This window comes from Corynebacterium sp. HMSC074H12 (assembly GCF_001813755.1).
Classification (GTDB): Bacteria; Actinomycetota; Actinomycetes; order Mycobacteriales; family Mycobacteriaceae; genus Corynebacterium; species Corynebacterium hiratae.
Map to the genome: position 1 here is coordinate 1 of NZ_KV813875.1, position 14,782 is coordinate 14,782.

Annotated in this window: 14 protein-coding genes; 8 read left to right on the top strand and 6 right to left on the bottom strand. The window is 61.6% G+C overall.

Annotation, left to right across the window (positions count from 1 at the left end; all coding sequences use genetic code 11):
• Positions 1 to 95: 95 nt before the first annotated feature.
• The 3 genes from HMPREF2932_RS00180 to HMPREF2932_RS00190 all read right to left on the bottom strand — a co-directional run bounded on the left by HMPREF2932_RS00180 (position 96) and on the right by HMPREF2932_RS00190 (position 3,840).
• Positions 96 to 1,286 carry an MFS transporter gene (locus HMPREF2932_RS00180; RefSeq protein WP_071409356.1) on the bottom strand — a complete coding sequence of 397 codons (1,191 nt, stop codon included), beginning with the start codon at positions 1,284 to 1,286 and terminating at the stop codon, positions 96 to 98.
• A 101-nt stretch (positions 1,287 to 1,387) separates the two neighbouring features.
• Positions 1,388 to 2,671, bottom strand: a complete 1,284-nt coding sequence (locus HMPREF2932_RS00185; RefSeq protein WP_070546533.1) for a D-arabinono-1,4-lactone oxidase — start codon at positions 2,669 to 2,671, stop codon at positions 1,388 to 1,390.
• Positions 2,668 to 3,840, bottom strand: a complete 1,173-nt coding sequence (locus tag HMPREF2932_RS00190) for a type III PLP-dependent enzyme domain-containing protein (RefSeq protein ID WP_070546535.1) — start codon at positions 3,838 to 3,840, stop codon at positions 2,668 to 2,670. Before HMPREF2932_RS00190 ends, HMPREF2932_RS00185 begins: the two co-directional genes overlap by 4 nt.
• Before the next feature lie 90 nt (positions 3,841 to 3,930).
• Between HMPREF2932_RS00190 and HMPREF2932_RS00195 the strand changes: the two genes are divergently transcribed.
• Together HMPREF2932_RS00195 and HMPREF2932_RS00200 are read left to right on the top strand one after the other, a co-directional pair.
• Positions 3,931 to 5,478 (top strand): succinic semialdehyde dehydrogenase, encoded by a 1,548-nt coding sequence (locus tag HMPREF2932_RS00195; RefSeq protein ID WP_071409357.1) that lies wholly within the window; start codon positions 3,931 to 3,933, stop codon positions 5,476 to 5,478.
• 11 nt (positions 5,479 to 5,489) lie between these two features.
• The gene (locus tag HMPREF2932_RS00200; RefSeq protein ID WP_071409358.1) at positions 5,490 to 6,446 is read left to right on the top strand and encodes a winged helix DNA-binding domain-containing protein; all 957 of its coding nucleotides are present in this window, start codon (positions 5,490 to 5,492) and stop codon (positions 6,444 to 6,446) included.
• Between the two features lie 9 nt (positions 6,447 to 6,455).
• Here HMPREF2932_RS00200 and HMPREF2932_RS00205 read toward each other — a convergent pair whose 3' ends face one another.
• Positions 6,456 to 7,364 carry a cation diffusion facilitator family transporter gene (locus tag HMPREF2932_RS00205; RefSeq protein WP_232751602.1) on the bottom strand — a complete coding sequence of 303 codons (909 nt, stop codon included), beginning with the start codon at positions 7,362 to 7,364 and terminating at the stop codon, positions 6,456 to 6,458.
• Between the two features lie 128 nt (positions 7,365 to 7,492).
• On the opposite strand from HMPREF2932_RS00205, the gene HMPREF2932_RS00210 reads away from it, so the two are divergent.
• From HMPREF2932_RS00210 to HMPREF2932_RS00235, 6 genes are read left to right on the top strand one after another with little or no spacing between them, the layout of a single operon-like run.
• A complete protein-coding gene (locus HMPREF2932_RS00210; protein ID WP_070510242.1) occupies positions 7,493 to 8,149 on the top strand; it encodes an HAD family hydrolase in 657 nt (218 codons plus the stop codon).
• Between the two features lie 26 nt (positions 8,150 to 8,175).
• On the top strand, positions 8,176 to 9,168 hold the full coding sequence (locus HMPREF2932_RS00215) for a phosphate/phosphite/phosphonate ABC transporter substrate-binding protein (protein WP_070510246.1): 993 nt from the start codon (positions 8,176 to 8,178) through the stop codon (positions 9,166 to 9,168).
• A 45-nt stretch (positions 9,169 to 9,213) separates the two neighbouring features.
• Complete coding sequence (gene phnC / locus HMPREF2932_RS00220) at positions 9,214 to 10,014, top strand: phosphonate ABC transporter ATP-binding protein (RefSeq protein WP_049155476.1); 801 nt, start codon at positions 9,214 to 9,216, stop codon at positions 10,012 to 10,014.
• The gene (gene phnE / locus HMPREF2932_RS00225) at positions 10,011 to 10,805 is read left to right on the top strand and encodes a phosphonate ABC transporter, permease protein PhnE (protein ID WP_046649249.1); all 795 of its coding nucleotides are present in this window, start codon (positions 10,011 to 10,013) and stop codon (positions 10,803 to 10,805) included. Before phnC ends, phnE (HMPREF2932_RS00225) begins: the two co-directional genes overlap by 4 nt.
• Complete coding sequence (gene phnE, locus HMPREF2932_RS00230) at positions 10,802 to 11,602, top strand: phosphonate ABC transporter, permease protein PhnE (protein WP_046649250.1); 801 nt, start codon at positions 10,802 to 10,804, stop codon at positions 11,600 to 11,602. Before phnE (HMPREF2932_RS00225) ends, phnE (HMPREF2932_RS00230) begins: the two co-directional genes overlap by 4 nt.
• An 11-nt stretch (positions 11,603 to 11,613) precedes the next feature.
• On the top strand, positions 11,614 to 12,456 hold the full coding sequence (locus HMPREF2932_RS00235) for a MurR/RpiR family transcriptional regulator (protein ID WP_049155479.1): 843 nt from the start codon (positions 11,614 to 11,616) through the stop codon (positions 12,454 to 12,456).
• Here HMPREF2932_RS00235 and HMPREF2932_RS00240 read toward each other — a convergent pair.
• Positions 12,453 to 13,643: an amidohydrolase gene (locus HMPREF2932_RS00240; RefSeq protein WP_070754978.1), complete on the bottom strand. Its 1,191-nt coding sequence runs from the start codon at positions 13,641 to 13,643 to the stop codon at positions 12,453 to 12,455. The genes HMPREF2932_RS00235 and HMPREF2932_RS00240 overlap by 4 nt on opposite strands.
• 31 nt (positions 13,644 to 13,674) lie before the next feature.
• Entirely contained in the window at positions 13,675 to 14,760 is a 1,086-nt protein-coding gene (ychF, locus tag HMPREF2932_RS00245; RefSeq protein WP_070546558.1) for a redox-regulated ATPase YchF, read from the bottom strand.
• Positions 14,761 to 14,782: the final 22 nt, after the last annotated feature.

The following is a 14,782-nucleotide window of genomic DNA, read 5'->3' on the forward strand; positions in this document are numbered from 1 at the left end:
ATTCCCGTCAAGTCGTTACTATAAACGGGGGTAGTCACCATGGGTTAGCCAGGACATTCGACGCCAACCAACGAAAAATCCCACCAACGTGGAATCTATTCGTAGCGCACGTCACCACGTGCAACGTCCTTGCGCCCATGAACAATGAAGTAGACCACAGAAGCAACCAGCATCAAAGCCGCCAGCATCCAATACATGGCGGAATATCCCGTCGCGGAGATAATCTGCCCCAGCAGAATCGGACCGAAGCCGATGCCTAGATCCAGCAGCAAGAAGAAGGTCGAGATGCCCGCACCCATCTCGTGCATCGGCACCAGGCGCACAGCGATAGCCTGACCCGCCGGCAGGATCGAGCCATATCCGATACCCACCAAGACCCCCGCAGCAACAATCTGCCAATCAGCACCAGCCGAAGCCAGGACAGCCAGACCAGCAATAAAGAAGACGAGCGAGGAGTAGATGATGATGTTGTCACCGCGACGATCCTGCAGCTTGCCCAGCACGAAACGCAGGATGAGGCTCACTACCGCATAGGCCAAGAAGAAATAGCTAGCCCCCTTCTCCAGACCGGCGTGAGAGGAGTAACCATTCAGGAAGGTAATGATGCCTGTATAAGCAACACCGACCAAAAGGATGAAAACTCCAAATGGCGCCACCGACGGGTGCACAATATTCCCCAAGGAGAAGGTCACACTGCGACGCTCCTCCGCCGGTGCCTTGACGACGAGCCCCAAGCCCATGGCCACTACCGTCAGCGTCAGCGCCACCAGAAACACGGTGTTATAGCCAGCATTGTGGACAATCGCAAGACCTGCCGCCGGACCAAAAGCGGTAGCCAGCGTCGTCCCCAAGGCGAAGTAGCCGGTTCCCTCAGCGCGGCGATGGTCAGGAATCACCGATTGCGCCACGGCCATCACAGCCGTCGAGGCAACCGCATAACCAAAGCCATGCAAGATACGGACAGCGAACAACAGTGGCAGAGACTGAGCTGGGAAATACAGCGCCATCGCCACAGTGACCACGATGAGGGAGACAACCAGCGAGCGCTTCCGCCCAACAGCATCCACGATGTAGCCCGAAAAGAGGCGAGCAATCGTCGCCCCCACCACGAAGGCACTTGAGGCAAACCCGCCCGCCGTGTCCGAAGCTTGGAACTGCTCGACGGCATAGAGCGCCATGATGGTCACAAGCAGATAGAAGACCGTAAATTGGGCGAAATTCACCAACCACGCAAACACGAATGTCGGCGTAATGAGGGACTGGGATTCAGAGGACGTTTGAGACACCTTCTTCAGCAGTGTTATGGAATTAAGACTTCCACAAGCTACCAAAGATCAGAGATACTTTCGAATCCTACTTTCGTAATGTGCTGCGCTTGACGACGCCCCTATCCGAACAGTTTCCGCAGGTAGGACGAACCGAATTTCCACTCCGGATCCATCTTTTCGCGCAGCTCGCAGAACTCATCAAATCTTGTATAAAGTTGAGCAAAGTCGTTCCGGGACAGGGAGTTCATCTTGCCCCAGTGCGGGCGCCCACCCGCTGCCCGAAGAATGGGCTCGAGCTTCGGCATATAATCCTGCGGGTTGAGCGCACGTGGAATGTGGAAGGCAATGTACATCGATTCGCGGCCCGATGCTGTCGACAGCGCAACGTCATCCGCGGCCGTCGTGCGCAGCTCCATCGGAAACCCGATGCGCCAATCCTGCTCGTCGATGAAGCGGCGGATCTCGCGGACGGTGGCGGGGCCGTCGGCAAGCGGCACCGCATACTCCATCTCGTGGAAGCGAACCCGGCGTGGGCTGACGAACACGTCGTGGGCGGCGGAACGGTAGCGGTTATGAGAGATAACCGAGGTGGCGAACTTGTTGAGCGTCGGAATCGTCCCCGGAATAAGACGCCCTAGAGCCAGGGCTGCGGCGAAGGCGCCATTGCCGATGAGCTCATCGTCGATAAGCGCCTTAAGGCGTGAGCGGCGCTCCCCGTTCGGTTCGAGGCGCGTGTTGGCCTTGACCATCGCGCGGTCAGTGTGCGGGAACCAGTAGGACTCGAAGTGGTCGACGCCCCGAGAGAGCTCCTCCCAATTATCCATCAACTCATCGAAGGCAATGCCAGATTCTTCCGCCAGCAGGTCGAAGGCATCCACGCACTGCATTTCGACTTCGACAACCACACCGAGCGCACCGACGCTGACGACCACGAGACGAAGGAGTTCTGGGTCTTCGTCGATGGAATAGGTGCGGGTGTTGCCGTCGGCGTCGATAAGCGTCAGCCCAGTGACCGTGCCCGCAAAGCCCGTGTAATTGATGCCGGTGCCGTGAGTCGATGTCGAAATTGCGCCCGCCAGCGATTGTGGGTCCACATCACCCTGGTTAGCCAGGGCAAGCCCGAAGGGGCGCAGAAGGGCTGGGACATCACGTAACCGAGTGCCCGCCAGGAAACGGACGCGCTTGCGCTGCTTATCGACGCTCACCAGCCCACTCACGTGATCGAGATTGAGCATCGTCTCCTCCCCCGCCGCAATGGGAGTGAAAGAGTGACCAGCGCCCACAGCACGCACGCTGCGAGAGCGGCTAATAATTCCAGGGATCTCGTCTATGCGGGAGGGCTGTACAAACTCCTGCGGTTTCGTGGTGACCGATCCTGCCCAATTGCTAAATGTGGTTGTCATCGGAGTGTCCATCCTTGTCCTCTATAGGTATCCCATACATCAACGCCGTCTTCTCCAACGGCCACTAGGCGGTCGACGTTTTCTGTCATTTCGCCGGCCTTGGCGTGACGGAACCACACCAAGTCCTCGACATTCATATCCATGCCTCGGAGAGGCGTCTGCACCTCACCGGCACCCTCCGTGCTGGAATAGCTCAGCCCTGCCGGCCACACCGGAACCGGAACGCGATCCTTCGCGGGTGGTCCGGAGGCAATCCAGCCTCCGGAGTTGACCGTGGCCCAGCCCGGCGCGGGAACGCGGGAGACCTGACAAACGAAGAACGCTGCTGCCTTGTGGTTGATGCCGGTGAAGTCATCAAAAATCGCCGGCGTGTAGAAACCGGAGCCAGCGGCCAGCTCGGTCAAGGTTCCTTCGGCCGCGGATTCTTGGAGACTGCCCGTGCCCCCGCCGTTGACGAATTCGATGTCCGCTATCTCCCGCGCGGCCTCCACACAAGCACGGCGCCGCGGGGCCAGGTCCGCCATGGACTTGGTGCGCAGCCAGCGCTTGACTGCCCCCACCGGCCCCGGCAGGCCATCCGCGACGGATGCCACTTGACCCTCATAGGCCATAAGTCCGACAAGCCGGTGCCCGCGCCGAAGAATCTCGCGCGCCAATACTGACACCTGTTCCGGCGTGCGCACAGGTGAGCGCCGCGGGCCGATGACCGCCCCCGGCACGTGGAGGGTGCAGTCAATATCGATGGCCACGCGCAGAGATCCCTCAAGCAGGCCTAAGAGCTCGACACTATCCACCATGACGGTGATGGACTCGCGCGCGGTGTCAGACGCTGCGAGCTCACGCAGGGCCTTACGGTTGACGCTCGGATAAGCCACCACGATGTCGCGGAAGCCCTCTCCCACCAGATGGAGCGCTTCTGGAACGGAATAGGCGAGGATGCCACGGTAGCCCCCGTGCTCGAGGGCACGACGAAGTGCTGCCACGCTGCGGATCGACTTCGAGGCCACGCGGATGGGTAGTCCCCCGGCACGAGTCGGCATCTGTGCAGCGTTGTAGTCGAACGCGGCGAGGTCAATAACGCCTACGGGCGCTGGGCTTTCTCCAGATCTGACGAGCGGCTCAACGGCCGCGCGGACCTGGGCCTGTGGAGTAGTCGCGAGGATTGGCATAGCGTCATCCTAACCACGATTAATTTAGTTTGTGAGACAAATCTCGAAAAATCTATAGCGCCATCGCATATTTTTGGGACAATAGACCGCATGAAGACGTTCACTCAGACCCGTCTGCCCCAGCGAGTGCTCAATTTCTTAGACACGGACCCCGCCCGCGATGTTCGCGGCACGGGTGAGCAGCACCAGGCTCACGCGCCTTTTAGCGGTGAGGATCTCTTTAGCTTCCCCGTCGCCACCGCCGGGGACGTCGAGAAGGCCGTCAACTATGCGCGCGCCGGCGTTGGCCAAGGTGACCGCGCCGCCATCCTGCTACGCCTGCACGACCTCGTTCAGGAGAACGAGGAGCTCATCCTCGACCTCATCCAGGCAGAAAACGGCAAGTCCCGCTCCCATGCCTATGACGAGCTGATGGATCTGTATAACTGCGCGCGCTTCTACGCCGTGAACATCCGCAAAGCTTTCGGCGCTGACCGCCACCCCGGCGCGCTTCCCGTGCTGACTAAGACCCGCACCCAGCATTACCCGCTGGGCGTGGTGGGGCTTATCTCTCCGTGGAACTATCCCCTGTCCCTCGGTGTAGGCGATGTTCTGGCAGCCCTCTCGGCTGGTAATGCCGTGGTGCACAAACCGGATTCTCAGACCACGCTGACGGCGATTCTGCTGCGACGCCTAGCCATCGAGGCGGGCCTGCCGGAGGCGGCCTGGCAGCTGGTTCCCGGCCGCGGTGCGGAGGTGGGCGATGCCCTCGTGCCGCTGGTGGATGGCCTCTCCTTTACCGGTTCCACCAAGGCCGGCAAGTCCATCGCTACCCAGGCAGCCGGACGCCTCATCCCCACCATGCTGGAGCTGGGTGGAAAGAACCCGATGCTGGTGCTTGACGACGCCCCTCTTAAGTCCACCGCCCAAGGTGCGGTGCGCACTGCATTTTCTTCCTCCGGCCAGCTGTGCATGTCCGCCGAGCGCGCCTATGTGCACGAGAGCGTCTTTGAGGAGTTCCTCGTCGAACTCGCGAACGCCCTAGACCAGCAGGTTTTGGGCGCGGCTTTCTCCGATGCCGCCACCATCGGCTCGCTGACCTCGCAACGCCAGCTCGATGCCGTTAAAGCCCACGTGGAGGATGCCGTGTCCAAGGGCGCCACCGTGGTCTACGGCGGAAAGGCCCGGCCGGACCTTGGGCCCTACTTCTATGAACCCACCGTGTTGACTGGTGTGACCCCAGAGATGGATCTCTATGCCACCGAAACCTTCGGCCCAGTGCTCGCGGTGTATGCGGTGAGTTCCGACGCCGAGGCCATTCAGCTCGCCAACGACACCACCTACGGCCTATCCGCATCGGTGTGGTCCGGGAATTCCCGCCGCGCATGGAAGGTGGCCTCCCAGCTGGAAGCCGGCATGGTCAACATCAACGAAGGCTTCGCCGCCGCGTATGGTTCCATCGCCGCACCCGGTGGCGGCGTCAAGGAGTCTGGCCTCAATCACCGCCACGGCATTACCGGCATGCGCCTGTGGGCCAATGAGCGCACCGTGGCCGAGCAACGCCTACACCCGCTTGCGCCCTCGGAGTACATCTCCCCGGAGCGCTTCCGTCAGCTGGTGTCCACCGGCATGCAGCTGATGAAGACCTTCCGACTCTAACCTAAACAGCCATGAAGGAACTTACCCGCGATGAGCTTCTCGCTCGTCGGCTCATTGCTCAAGGCCTTGCACCATCGGCGGCGCGGCCGACTCTGGCGTCGGCCCTCGATGTTGCCGAGCATCTGCTCGCCCTCCAGGGCCAGACCTACGATGCCGGTATCAGAGCACTTGCTCTTCGCGCCGGCTGCGATGAGCAAAAGGTACTCGAAGACGTAGCACGCTTTCGCGTGGTGCGCTGTTGGCCGCAGCGCGGCACGCTGCACTTCATGCCGGCTGCCGACGTCCGCTGGATGTCCCGCCTCCTCTATCCACGAATGGCTTCCAGCCAGAAATCTCGGCGGCCGAGTTTGGGGCTGAGCGAAGACATGGTGGCAGCTGCCTCGGAAGCGCTTCACAGCGCTGCGACCGAACCCCTGAGCCGCACGGAAGTCTACGAGATTTTCGCTGAAGCTGGTGTTGATCCCACTGAAGGCAGGGGCTCCCACCTACTCCGCGCCTTTGGTGGTGCCGGTGACCTCGTGCAGGGCCCGAAAGCTGGCAACCAAGAGACTTTCCTCCACGTAGACGCGCTACCTACCGTCCAGCGCGAGCCGGAGGAACCGCTTGCTGAGCTGGCCCAGCGCTATGTCGAAGGGCACGGGCCAGTATCCGCAGCCGACCTCCAAGCATGGTCCAAGCTCAGTAAATCTCAGGCCACCAAGGCCCTGACATCGACGGTTGCTCAACCTGTGTGCCACGAAGGTCAGGACTTCTGGATGGCCACTTGGCAGGAGGATGTCACGTCTAGCGAGATCGAGAAGGCCCTAAAAATTCGCCTCGAGCTCCCCGCCTTTGATGAGTACCTTCTGGGGTATGCACACAAGGAATGGATCGTTCCCGATGAGATCCGCAATGATGTCCTGACCAGGAACGGCCTCAGCTGGCCGTGGGTCATGGAGGGCGGACGCGGCGTGGCCAGCTTGCGTTAGCTGCAAGCGTTACGGCATTCGCAAAATGCGGCGATGAACCGTGCCGGCAGGTTCAACGTGGATGAATACCTCGGCGCCAGGGAAAAGCTCGTCAATGGCGTCTTCGATGCGGTCGGCGATGGTGTGCGAGTGCAGCACCGTCCACTCGCCGGGTACGTCCATGGTGAGATAGACAAGGCGCTGGCGACCCGCTGCCACTGTGCGGCGCGAGGTAAAGGAGACCTGGTGGTGGTCCTCCAGCTCATTGAGAAGCGCATCCAGCTGCCCGTGTTCTTTCTTCGGCAAGGACTCCGACAACAGGGAGCTCAACGATTCTTTGAGCAACTTGTAGCCAGTCCACAAAATATTGAGGCCCACGGCAAACGCGATGATGGGGTCCAGCCACAGCCAGCCTGTCAACGTCACTGCCCCAATACCGACGATGACGCCGACGGAGGTCCAGACGTCGGTAAGCAAGTGCTTTCCATCCGCCTGCAAGGTGGCCGAACGGTGTTGTTTACCCGCGCGCACAAGCAGAAAACCGACGCCCAGGTTCAGCAGGGATGCCACGAGCGATAGTAAGAGTCCGAGCCCTGGCTGCTCCAGTGGCTGCGGATCCAGAAGCCGGCGAATGGCCGTGTAGATAATCATCGCCGCAGCGACGAAGATCATTGCACCCTCCACCAGCGCGGAAACATATTCGGCCTTGCCGTGGCCGAACTGGTGGTTTGCGTCCGCTGGCTTTGCCGCAATCTTAATAGCCACAAAACCTACAACGGCGGCGACGAGGTTCACACCAGATTCGAGGGCGTCAGAAAGAAAGCCCACCGATCCCGTCACCGCAGCAGCGACAATCTTGAGCGCGATCGTGGCCACTGCAGTAGCGATGGAGAGCTTCATAAAGCGTTCGAGCAGCAACTGCTCGGTGGGAAGAGACATAATGTCGGCCTTCGAGAAGAGATTTCTACAGCCCCTTAGACTACCAAAGCCGGATGTGCACGCACTGTTCACTGAATGTTTACCGCGTGCGGTCGCGAAGTACATAAACCGCCGTTAGTTTGTACTTTATGTCCACAGACATAACTCGCCCAGTCCTTCTCTTCGATTTTGATGGGACCGTCAGCCTTGGCCACGGCCCCGTTCTGGCCTATGCGCGCCTCATTGCAGAGAAAGCCGGGCACCCATCCATTGCTCAAGACGCCGAAGCGCTGCTGAACTCCGATAACGTCGGCTCAGCACGCGACGGCTACCACCTCGTCCGCACTCTCGCCGCCGAACTCGACGTGCCGGAAGAGACCTGCCAGGAGGCATATATGGCTTCCCGGGAGAACCTCGCCGACACCGGCATCACCGCCCCTGAGGGGCTTGCCGAATTCCTTGCCTCCTACCCCGGCAGCGCCATTCTGGCGACGAACTCTCCAGAGATTGGTCTTAGCGCTGCCCTTCACACACTGGGCCTCGACAGGTCCTTCGACACCGTCTACACCAGGGTGGGCAAACCCGAAGGACTGACCCGCATCCTGAACACCGATCTCGCCGACACGGATCCGACTCACCTCATCGCCTTCGGCGATATTTGGGAGTTCGACCTCGCACCCGTGGCCGCCGTAGGCGGACGCACCGTGCTCGTTGACTCCCCCTTCGCAACCTCCCCTGAGGCTGACCCGACGTGGCGCGTCACCCGCGTCACCGACATCTTTCCCGAACTGACCTCCGCTCTTTAACCCACACGCACAGAAAGACATTCATTATGCGCCGTTTCACCGCTCTTGCCGCCACCGCACTTACCTTGTCCCTCTCCCTCACCGCCTGCTCTTCCGACTCCGATAACGGTTCCGATTCTGCCAAGGGATCCGATGACAAGCTCACCCTCGCGCTCATCCCAAACGAGAAGGTCAACGATCTCGTCACCACCGCCAAGCCGCTGACCGATTACCTCTCTGAGGAGCTCGGCGTGGAGGTTGAGGGTGTCGTGACCAAGGATTACCAGGCCGCCGTCGAGGCCATCGGCTCCGGCCAGGCTGACATCGCCATCGCCTCCGCCGCACAGCTGGCCTCCGCTGAAGACATGTACGACGCCCACGCTGTGCTGCAGGACGAGCGCTTCGGCGCGGATTCCTACGCCGGCCAGTTCGTCACCAACAACCCCGACAAGTACTGCGAAGACGAGCCAGTCAAGTCCACCTACGCTGCCAGCGGCGCCGAGTACCTCTACTGCAACGGCACCGCCACCGCAGACGAGAACAAGGGCCAGGGCCCGAAAGGCCTCGAGGCGCTGAAGAAGATCGATGGTAAGACCACTGTCGCTATGCTCGGTGCTACCTCCCCGGCCGGCTACCAGCTGCCCGTCATGGCGATGGAGTCCCAGGGTATCGACGTCGATAGCCTCAAGAAGGTCCCGGTAACCTCCAACGATGCTTCCATCATGGCCGTCTACAACGGCGACGCTGAGGTGGGCTTTAGCTTCTGGGACGCACGCTCCACCATCGACTCGTCCGAGGCTCCTGACTTGGCTGAGAAGCTCGTCGTCTTCGGGTACACCGAGATGTACCCCAACGGCGGCGTCGTCATTTCGGACGATGTCCCAGAAGAGCGCCGCAAGGAAATCACCGACCTCATGGATGGCTTCTCCGAGGTTGACCCGGACACCATGTCCGCCATCTTCGACATCACCGACTGGGTTCCGGCTAAGAAGGAATCCATTGACATGGCGCGCAAGGTCAACGAGCGCTTCGCACAGTAGGTCCGCGCTCCTCCACTGCCCAGTTCCCACTCAGAAAGGTTCCCCATGACGGAGGAGAAAGCGTGGGGCATTCGGTTCGAGAATGTCTCGGTGCGCTACCCCAACGGAACGCTGGCGCTTGACGACGTCTCCGTGGACATCGCTCCCGGCGAATTCGTCGCCATCGTCGGCCTGTCCGGCTCTGGCAAATCCACGTTCATCCGCAGCATCAACGGCCTCGTGCAACCGACATCCGGCAAGATTTTCGTCGGCGACCACGAGATTTCTGCGGCGAAGGGAGCGCAGCTGCGGAAGCTGCGCGGCCGCATCGGCATGATCTTCCAGGAGTTCAACCTGGCGGACCGCGCGAGCGTCTTCTCCAATGTCCTCGTCGGGCGCTTTTCTCACAATCCCAGCTGGCGCACCCTGTTGGGAATCTCTACCGCCGAGGACAAAGCAATCATCGCCGAGGCCCTCGACTCCGTAGGGATCCTCGACAAGGCGTGGAATAAGGCCGGCGCCTTATCGGGCGGCCAGAAGCAGCGCGTGGCCATCGCTCGCGCCCTGTCCCAGAAGCCGGCGATCATGCTGGCCGATGAACCCGTCGCCTCCCTCGACCCGCCCACTGCCCACTCCGTGATGAAGGATCTGCGCCGCATCAATACCGAGCGGGACCTGACCACCCTGGTGAACTTGCACCTGGTGGATCTGGCGCAAGACTACGCCACACGCATCATCGGCATTCGCCACGGCAAGATAGTTTTCGATGGGCCCGCCGCAGGCTCCACCGTGGAGGATTTCGAAGCCATCTACGGCCGGCGCATCCGCGAGGAAGACCAGCTGGGAAGTCAGGAGAGCCGGGCATGACGGCGGTACTTCCCCCACGGCAGCGCAACTGGCCCGGCATCCTTGGCGGGCTGGCTGCTTTTCTCGCGCTCACCATCGCCACCTGCGTCCCCGCCTGGGGCGGAATCGAGATCGACTTTGGGCAGATCGCTCGCAACTGGCGCAACGGCGCCGACCGCTTGGCCCTGATGTTCAGCCCCGACTGGTCCATCCTCCCGCGCACGTGGGAGCCGATGCTTGAAACCCTCGCCATGGCCGTCGTCGGTGCCGCCATCTCTGCGGTCATCGCTCTGCCCCTATCCCTGTGGGCGGCGCGGCCCACCAACCCATCGACACCGTGGCGCTCGCTAGTGCGCGGCATCGTCAACGTTGTCCGCGCGGTGCCCGACTTGGTCTACGCCACCATCCTCGTGGCCATGCTCGGCGTCGGTGCCCTGCCCGGCATCATCACGCTGGTGCTCTTCGACGTCGGCATCGTGGTCAAGCTCGTCTCCGAAGCCATCGACTCCGCGGATGATTCTTACATGGAGGCCGGCCGCGCCGCCGGCGGCACGCAAACCCAGATCAACCGGGTTACTGCCCTGCCGCAGACCTGGCCGGTCTTTGCCAGCCAGGTGATCTACTCCCTCGAGCTCAACGTCCGCATCTCCGCGGTCCTCGGCCTCGTGGGCGCTGGTGGCATTGGCCTGCTTATCGACGAAGTCCGTGGTTTCTACCGCTATGACGCGCTCTCCGCCATCGTGCTCGAGCTGCTCGTCGTGGTCATCGCTCTGGAGATCGTGTCCGTCAACCTGCGAAAGAGGCTGCGATGAGCACTGCACATGTACTTCCCTCCCGCTCCCGCAGCTGGGGAGTCTTCGCTGCGTGGGCCGGAATCCTTATGATCTTGGCGCTGTCCTTTGGCTACATTCGCGTTGATCTGACGGCTCTTAAAGATTTGCCCTCGAACATCTGGCACTACCTCGTGCTCATGTTCTCCAACCCGGACTGGTCCAAGCTGGGTGAGGCCCTCCTGCAGACCTGGCGCTCCGTGGCCATGGCCTGGATCGGCGCGCTGCTCGGCGTGTTCCTCTCCACCATCCTCGGTGTCCTGGCTGCCAATACGGTCTCCCCGGGCTGGGTGTGTCTGCCACTGCGTGCGCTCTTTGCCATCATCCGCGCGGTACCGGAGATCATCATCGCCATCATTATCCTCACCGTCACCGGGTTGACCCCGTTTACGGGCGCGCTGGCTCTGGCCATCGGCGGCATCGGTACGCATGCGAAGTGGACCTATGAGGCCATTGAAACCGCGCCGACTGGCCCAGCCGAAGCAGTCAAGGCAGCCGGCGGCAGCCTGGCAGAAATGGTGCGCTGGGGAACCTGGCCCATTGTCCAACCGGAGCTGGCTTCGCTCGCGCTCTACCGTTTTGAGATCAACGTGCGCACCTCCGCGGTCCTCGGCCTCATCGGCGTGGGAGGCATCGGTGACATGCTCACCGGCTATACGCAGTACCGCCAGTGGGACGTCGTCGGCGTCCTGCTCATCGTGGTCATCGTCATCACCATGTCCATCGACGCCATCTCCGGCGCTATCCGCCGCCGCATCGTGGCTGCCAAATTCACCTGATAGTTAGCCCTATGACTGATTCCGCCCCACTCTCCGCGCACATCACCACGCGCATGCCGAGCCTGCAGCCCATCGAACAACGCGTGGCCCAGGCAATCCTCGAAGACATGGACTTCGTCCTGCACGCCACTGCGGACCAGCTGGCGGCCAAGGTAGGCACGTCCCGTACCTCCGTCATCCGCACCGCGAAAGCGCTGGGCTACGACGGGTACCAGCAGTTGCGTGTGGCGCTCACGCAGGAGATTGCGCAGCGCCCCACCCCGCCGGCGGGTGCCGATTCCACCCACGTCGGCCGCATGAGTGCCGAGATTGCCTCCTTCAGCAACTACCTGCATGGGCTTACTGTCCTGCTCAACGAGGATGAGCTAGCCGCGACAGTGGAGGCAGTAGCGCAGGCCAAGCGTGTTCTCCTCGTGGGCAATGGCCTCTCTGCTCCCTTGGCGCAGACCATGGCGCTGCGCCTCACAAGCATCGGGCGCCCAGCCGAGTTCGTGGCGGAGGCCATGGGCCAGCACATCGCGGCGACGCAACTAGACGCAGAGTGCGTGTGCCTCGTCGTTTCCGGTTCAGGGTCGACCACGCTCACGCTCAAAGCCGCGACAGCAGCCTTCGAGGCGGGCGCGAAGCTCATCGCGCTGACCTCGTTTACCTCCTCGCCCTTGGCGGAGCTCGCCTCCTACACACTGGTCATCCCCTCCCCGGATGGGACATTTCGTGCAGAGCTGCAGGATGCCTCGCGCGTTGCTTTTCTGCTGGTGCTTGAAGCACTCGTGACGCTGGTGGATTCCCACCTCGATGATTCCGCGGCACGGCGCACGGTGCTCTCTGTGCTGCAATCGGCGATGGAAGATTAATTTTCCAGGTAGGCGTAGGCCGCGGCGATGAGAGCCTGCGTCGCCGTGGTAAGAGTCGGCTGCAGCTCCGGAGCAAAGCGCGGGTTGTGGTTGGGGATTGACGCACCGTCGGTACGCCCGCCGAAGCCCCAGAAACAATAGGGAGCGCCGAAGGCATCGGGGATACGAGAGAAATCCTCCGAGGCGGTCCACGGCTCCATGTCGAGGACGTTGTCGCTACCAAGGACGTCGATAAGCTGCGCGCGCACCTTGTCGGTCACGTCGTCATCGTTGACGGTGAGGGGGTAATTATCACTCTGCACAAACTCCGGCTCGCGCGGGGACATCGCTGCCCAGCACTCCGCCTTAACAATGCGGTGAATCGCCTCGACGATCTGAGCCCGGACGTCTTCGTCATAGGCACGGATGTTGATGCGTAAGGTCGCCGAATCCGGAATGATATTGGCCTTCGAACCCGCCTGCAGTGCGCCAACGGTCAATACGGCGAAGTGGTGCGGATCGACTTCACGGGAGACAACTGTTTGCAGCCGCAGCACGATGGAGCTGGCGAGCACCACCGGATCAACGCTGAGGTGCGGCATCGAGCCATGAGAACCGTGACCATAGACGGTGACGGTGAGTGAGGTCGCCGTGGACAAGACCGGGCCGGGCGCGATGAGTACGCTGCCAGCGGGGGCATCCTTATCAATGAAGATGTGCTGGCCAAAGGCCACATCAGGCGTGGGGACTTTTTCGGTGAGTCCCGCGTCCACCATGGACTGCGCGCCCTCGGCGGTTTCCTCGCCCGGCTGGAAAAGGGCGATGAAGGTACCGGACCACGAATCGGTTGCCTTGGCCAGTGCCTCAGTGGCGCCGAGCAACCCGGTCACGTGGGCATCGTGCCCACAGGCGTGCATTGCCTCACCCGTAGCGGAGTAGTCCAGGCCGGTGTCCTCTGTAATGGGCAGGCCGTCGAAATCGGCGCGCTCCAAGACGGTCGAGCCTTCGCCGTTGCGAAGGATGCCGACGACTCCCCCGCCGAATTCCAGCACCTCAACTCCTGGAAATTCCTGGAGCTTATCCGCGATAACACCGCGGGTGCGCTCCTCCTCCATGCTGAGCTCAGGATGCTGGTGCAGATCCTTGTAAAGGGACTCCTGCCACTGCGTGGCCTCTGCTGCGCGTTCGAGGATGTGGGCGATACTCATGCCCACAGCCTACGCGCTATGAGCGCACGAGTTAGCCGCCGATCTTGAAATCGCAGACGTCGCCGTCCTGCATGATGTACTCCTTGCCCTCCTGGCGCACCTTGCCAGCATTGCGGGCTTCCGCCATGGAGCCAGCGGCGTCCAGGTCATCGAAGGAGACGATCTCGGCCTTGATGAACTTCTTCTCAAAGTCGGTGTGAATTACACCCGCGGCCTGCGGTGCTGCGGAGCCCTGCTTGATGGTCCACGCGCGAGCTTCCTTCGGGCCTGCGGTCAGGTAGGTCTGCAGGCCGAGGGTGGCGAAGCCGGCCTTGGCCAACGTCGCCAAGCCGGGTTCTTCCTGGCCCACCGACTCGAGCAATTCGAGTGCCTCCGCCTCATCGAGCTCAAGGAGGTCGGTTTCGGTCTGGGCATCGAGGAAGACGCATTCCGCAGGGGCGACGAGCTGGCGCAGCTCCTCCTTCTTGGCGTCATCGGTAAGCACGGCCTCATCCGAGTTGAAGACATAAAGGAAGGGCTTCGCGGTCATGAGGTGCAGCTCGCGCAGGAGGGAGAGGTCGATCTCGTTGCTCTTGGAAGCGGCGAAGAGGGTGCGGTCATCTTCCAAGATGGCCTGGGCCTTCTTGGTCTCTTCCACGGTCTCTGCCAGGTCCTTGTTCTTGCGGGCTTCCTTTTCCAGACGAGGCAGGGCCTTCTCAATGGTTTGGAGGTCCGCGAGGATGAGCTCGGTATTAATAACGGAGATGTCGTGCGCCGGGTTGACCTCACCGTCAACGTGGATCACGTTCTCATCGGCGAAGGCTCGCACCACCTGGCAGATGGCGTCAGCTTCACGGATGTTGGCGAGGAAGGCGTTGCCCATGCCTTCACCCTTGGAAGCGCCTTCGACAATGCCGGCGATGTCCACGAAGGACACGGTGGCCGGGAGGATGCGCTCGGAGCTGAAGATTTCCGCTAGGCGGTTCAGGCGGGAATCGGGGAGCTCAACGAGGCCGACATTCGGCTCAATGGTGGCAAACGGGTAGTTCGCCGCCAAGATGTCGGAACGGGTCAGGGCATTAAACAAAGTGGACTTGCCCACGTTGGGCAGGCCGACGATTCCAAGTGTAAGACTCACGGGGCCAATCCTAACGCACCCC

Excerpts from the sequence above, each read along its gene's own strand:
- phnE (WP_046649249.1), top strand. The coding sequence starts at position 10,011 with ATGACGGCGGTACTTCCCCCACGGCAGCGCAACTGGCCCGGCATCCTT.
- HMPREF2932_RS00200 (WP_071409358.1), top strand. The coding sequence starts at position 5,490 with ATGAAGGAACTTACCCGCGATGAGCTTCTCGCTCGTCGGCTCATTGCT.
- phnC (WP_049155476.1), top strand. The coding sequence starts at position 9,214 with ATGACGGAGGAGAAAGCGTGGGGCATTCGGTTCGAGAATGTCTCGGTG.
- HMPREF2932_RS00215 (WP_070510246.1), top strand. The coding sequence starts at position 8,176 with ATGCGCCGTTTCACCGCTCTTGCCGCCACCGCACTTACCTTGTCCCTC.
- HMPREF2932_RS00235 (WP_049155479.1), top strand. The coding sequence starts at position 11,614 with ATGACTGATTCCGCCCCACTCTCCGCGCACATCACCACGCGCATGCCG.
- HMPREF2932_RS00185 (WP_070546533.1), bottom strand. The coding sequence starts at position 2,671 with ATGACAACCACATTTAGCAATTGGGCAGGATCGGTCACCACGAAACCG.
- HMPREF2932_RS00205 (WP_232751602.1), bottom strand. The coding sequence starts at position 7,364 with ATGTCTCTTCCCACCGAGCAGTTGCTGCTCGAACGCTTTATGAAGCTC.
- phnE (WP_046649250.1), top strand. The coding sequence starts at position 10,802 with ATGAGCACTGCACATGTACTTCCCTCCCGCTCCCGCAGCTGGGGAGTC.
- HMPREF2932_RS00210 (WP_070510242.1), top strand. The coding sequence starts at position 7,493 with ATGTCCACAGACATAACTCGCCCAGTCCTTCTCTTCGATTTTGATGGG.
- HMPREF2932_RS00240 (WP_070754978.1), bottom strand. The coding sequence starts at position 13,643 with ATGAGTATCGCCCACATCCTCGAACGCGCAGCAGAGGCCACGCAGTGG.
- HMPREF2932_RS00195 (WP_071409357.1), top strand. The coding sequence starts at position 3,931 with ATGAAGACGTTCACTCAGACCCGTCTGCCCCAGCGAGTGCTCAATTTC.
- HMPREF2932_RS00190 (WP_070546535.1), bottom strand. The coding sequence starts at position 3,840 with ATGCCAATCCTCGCGACTACTCCACAGGCCCAGGTCCGCGCGGCCGTT.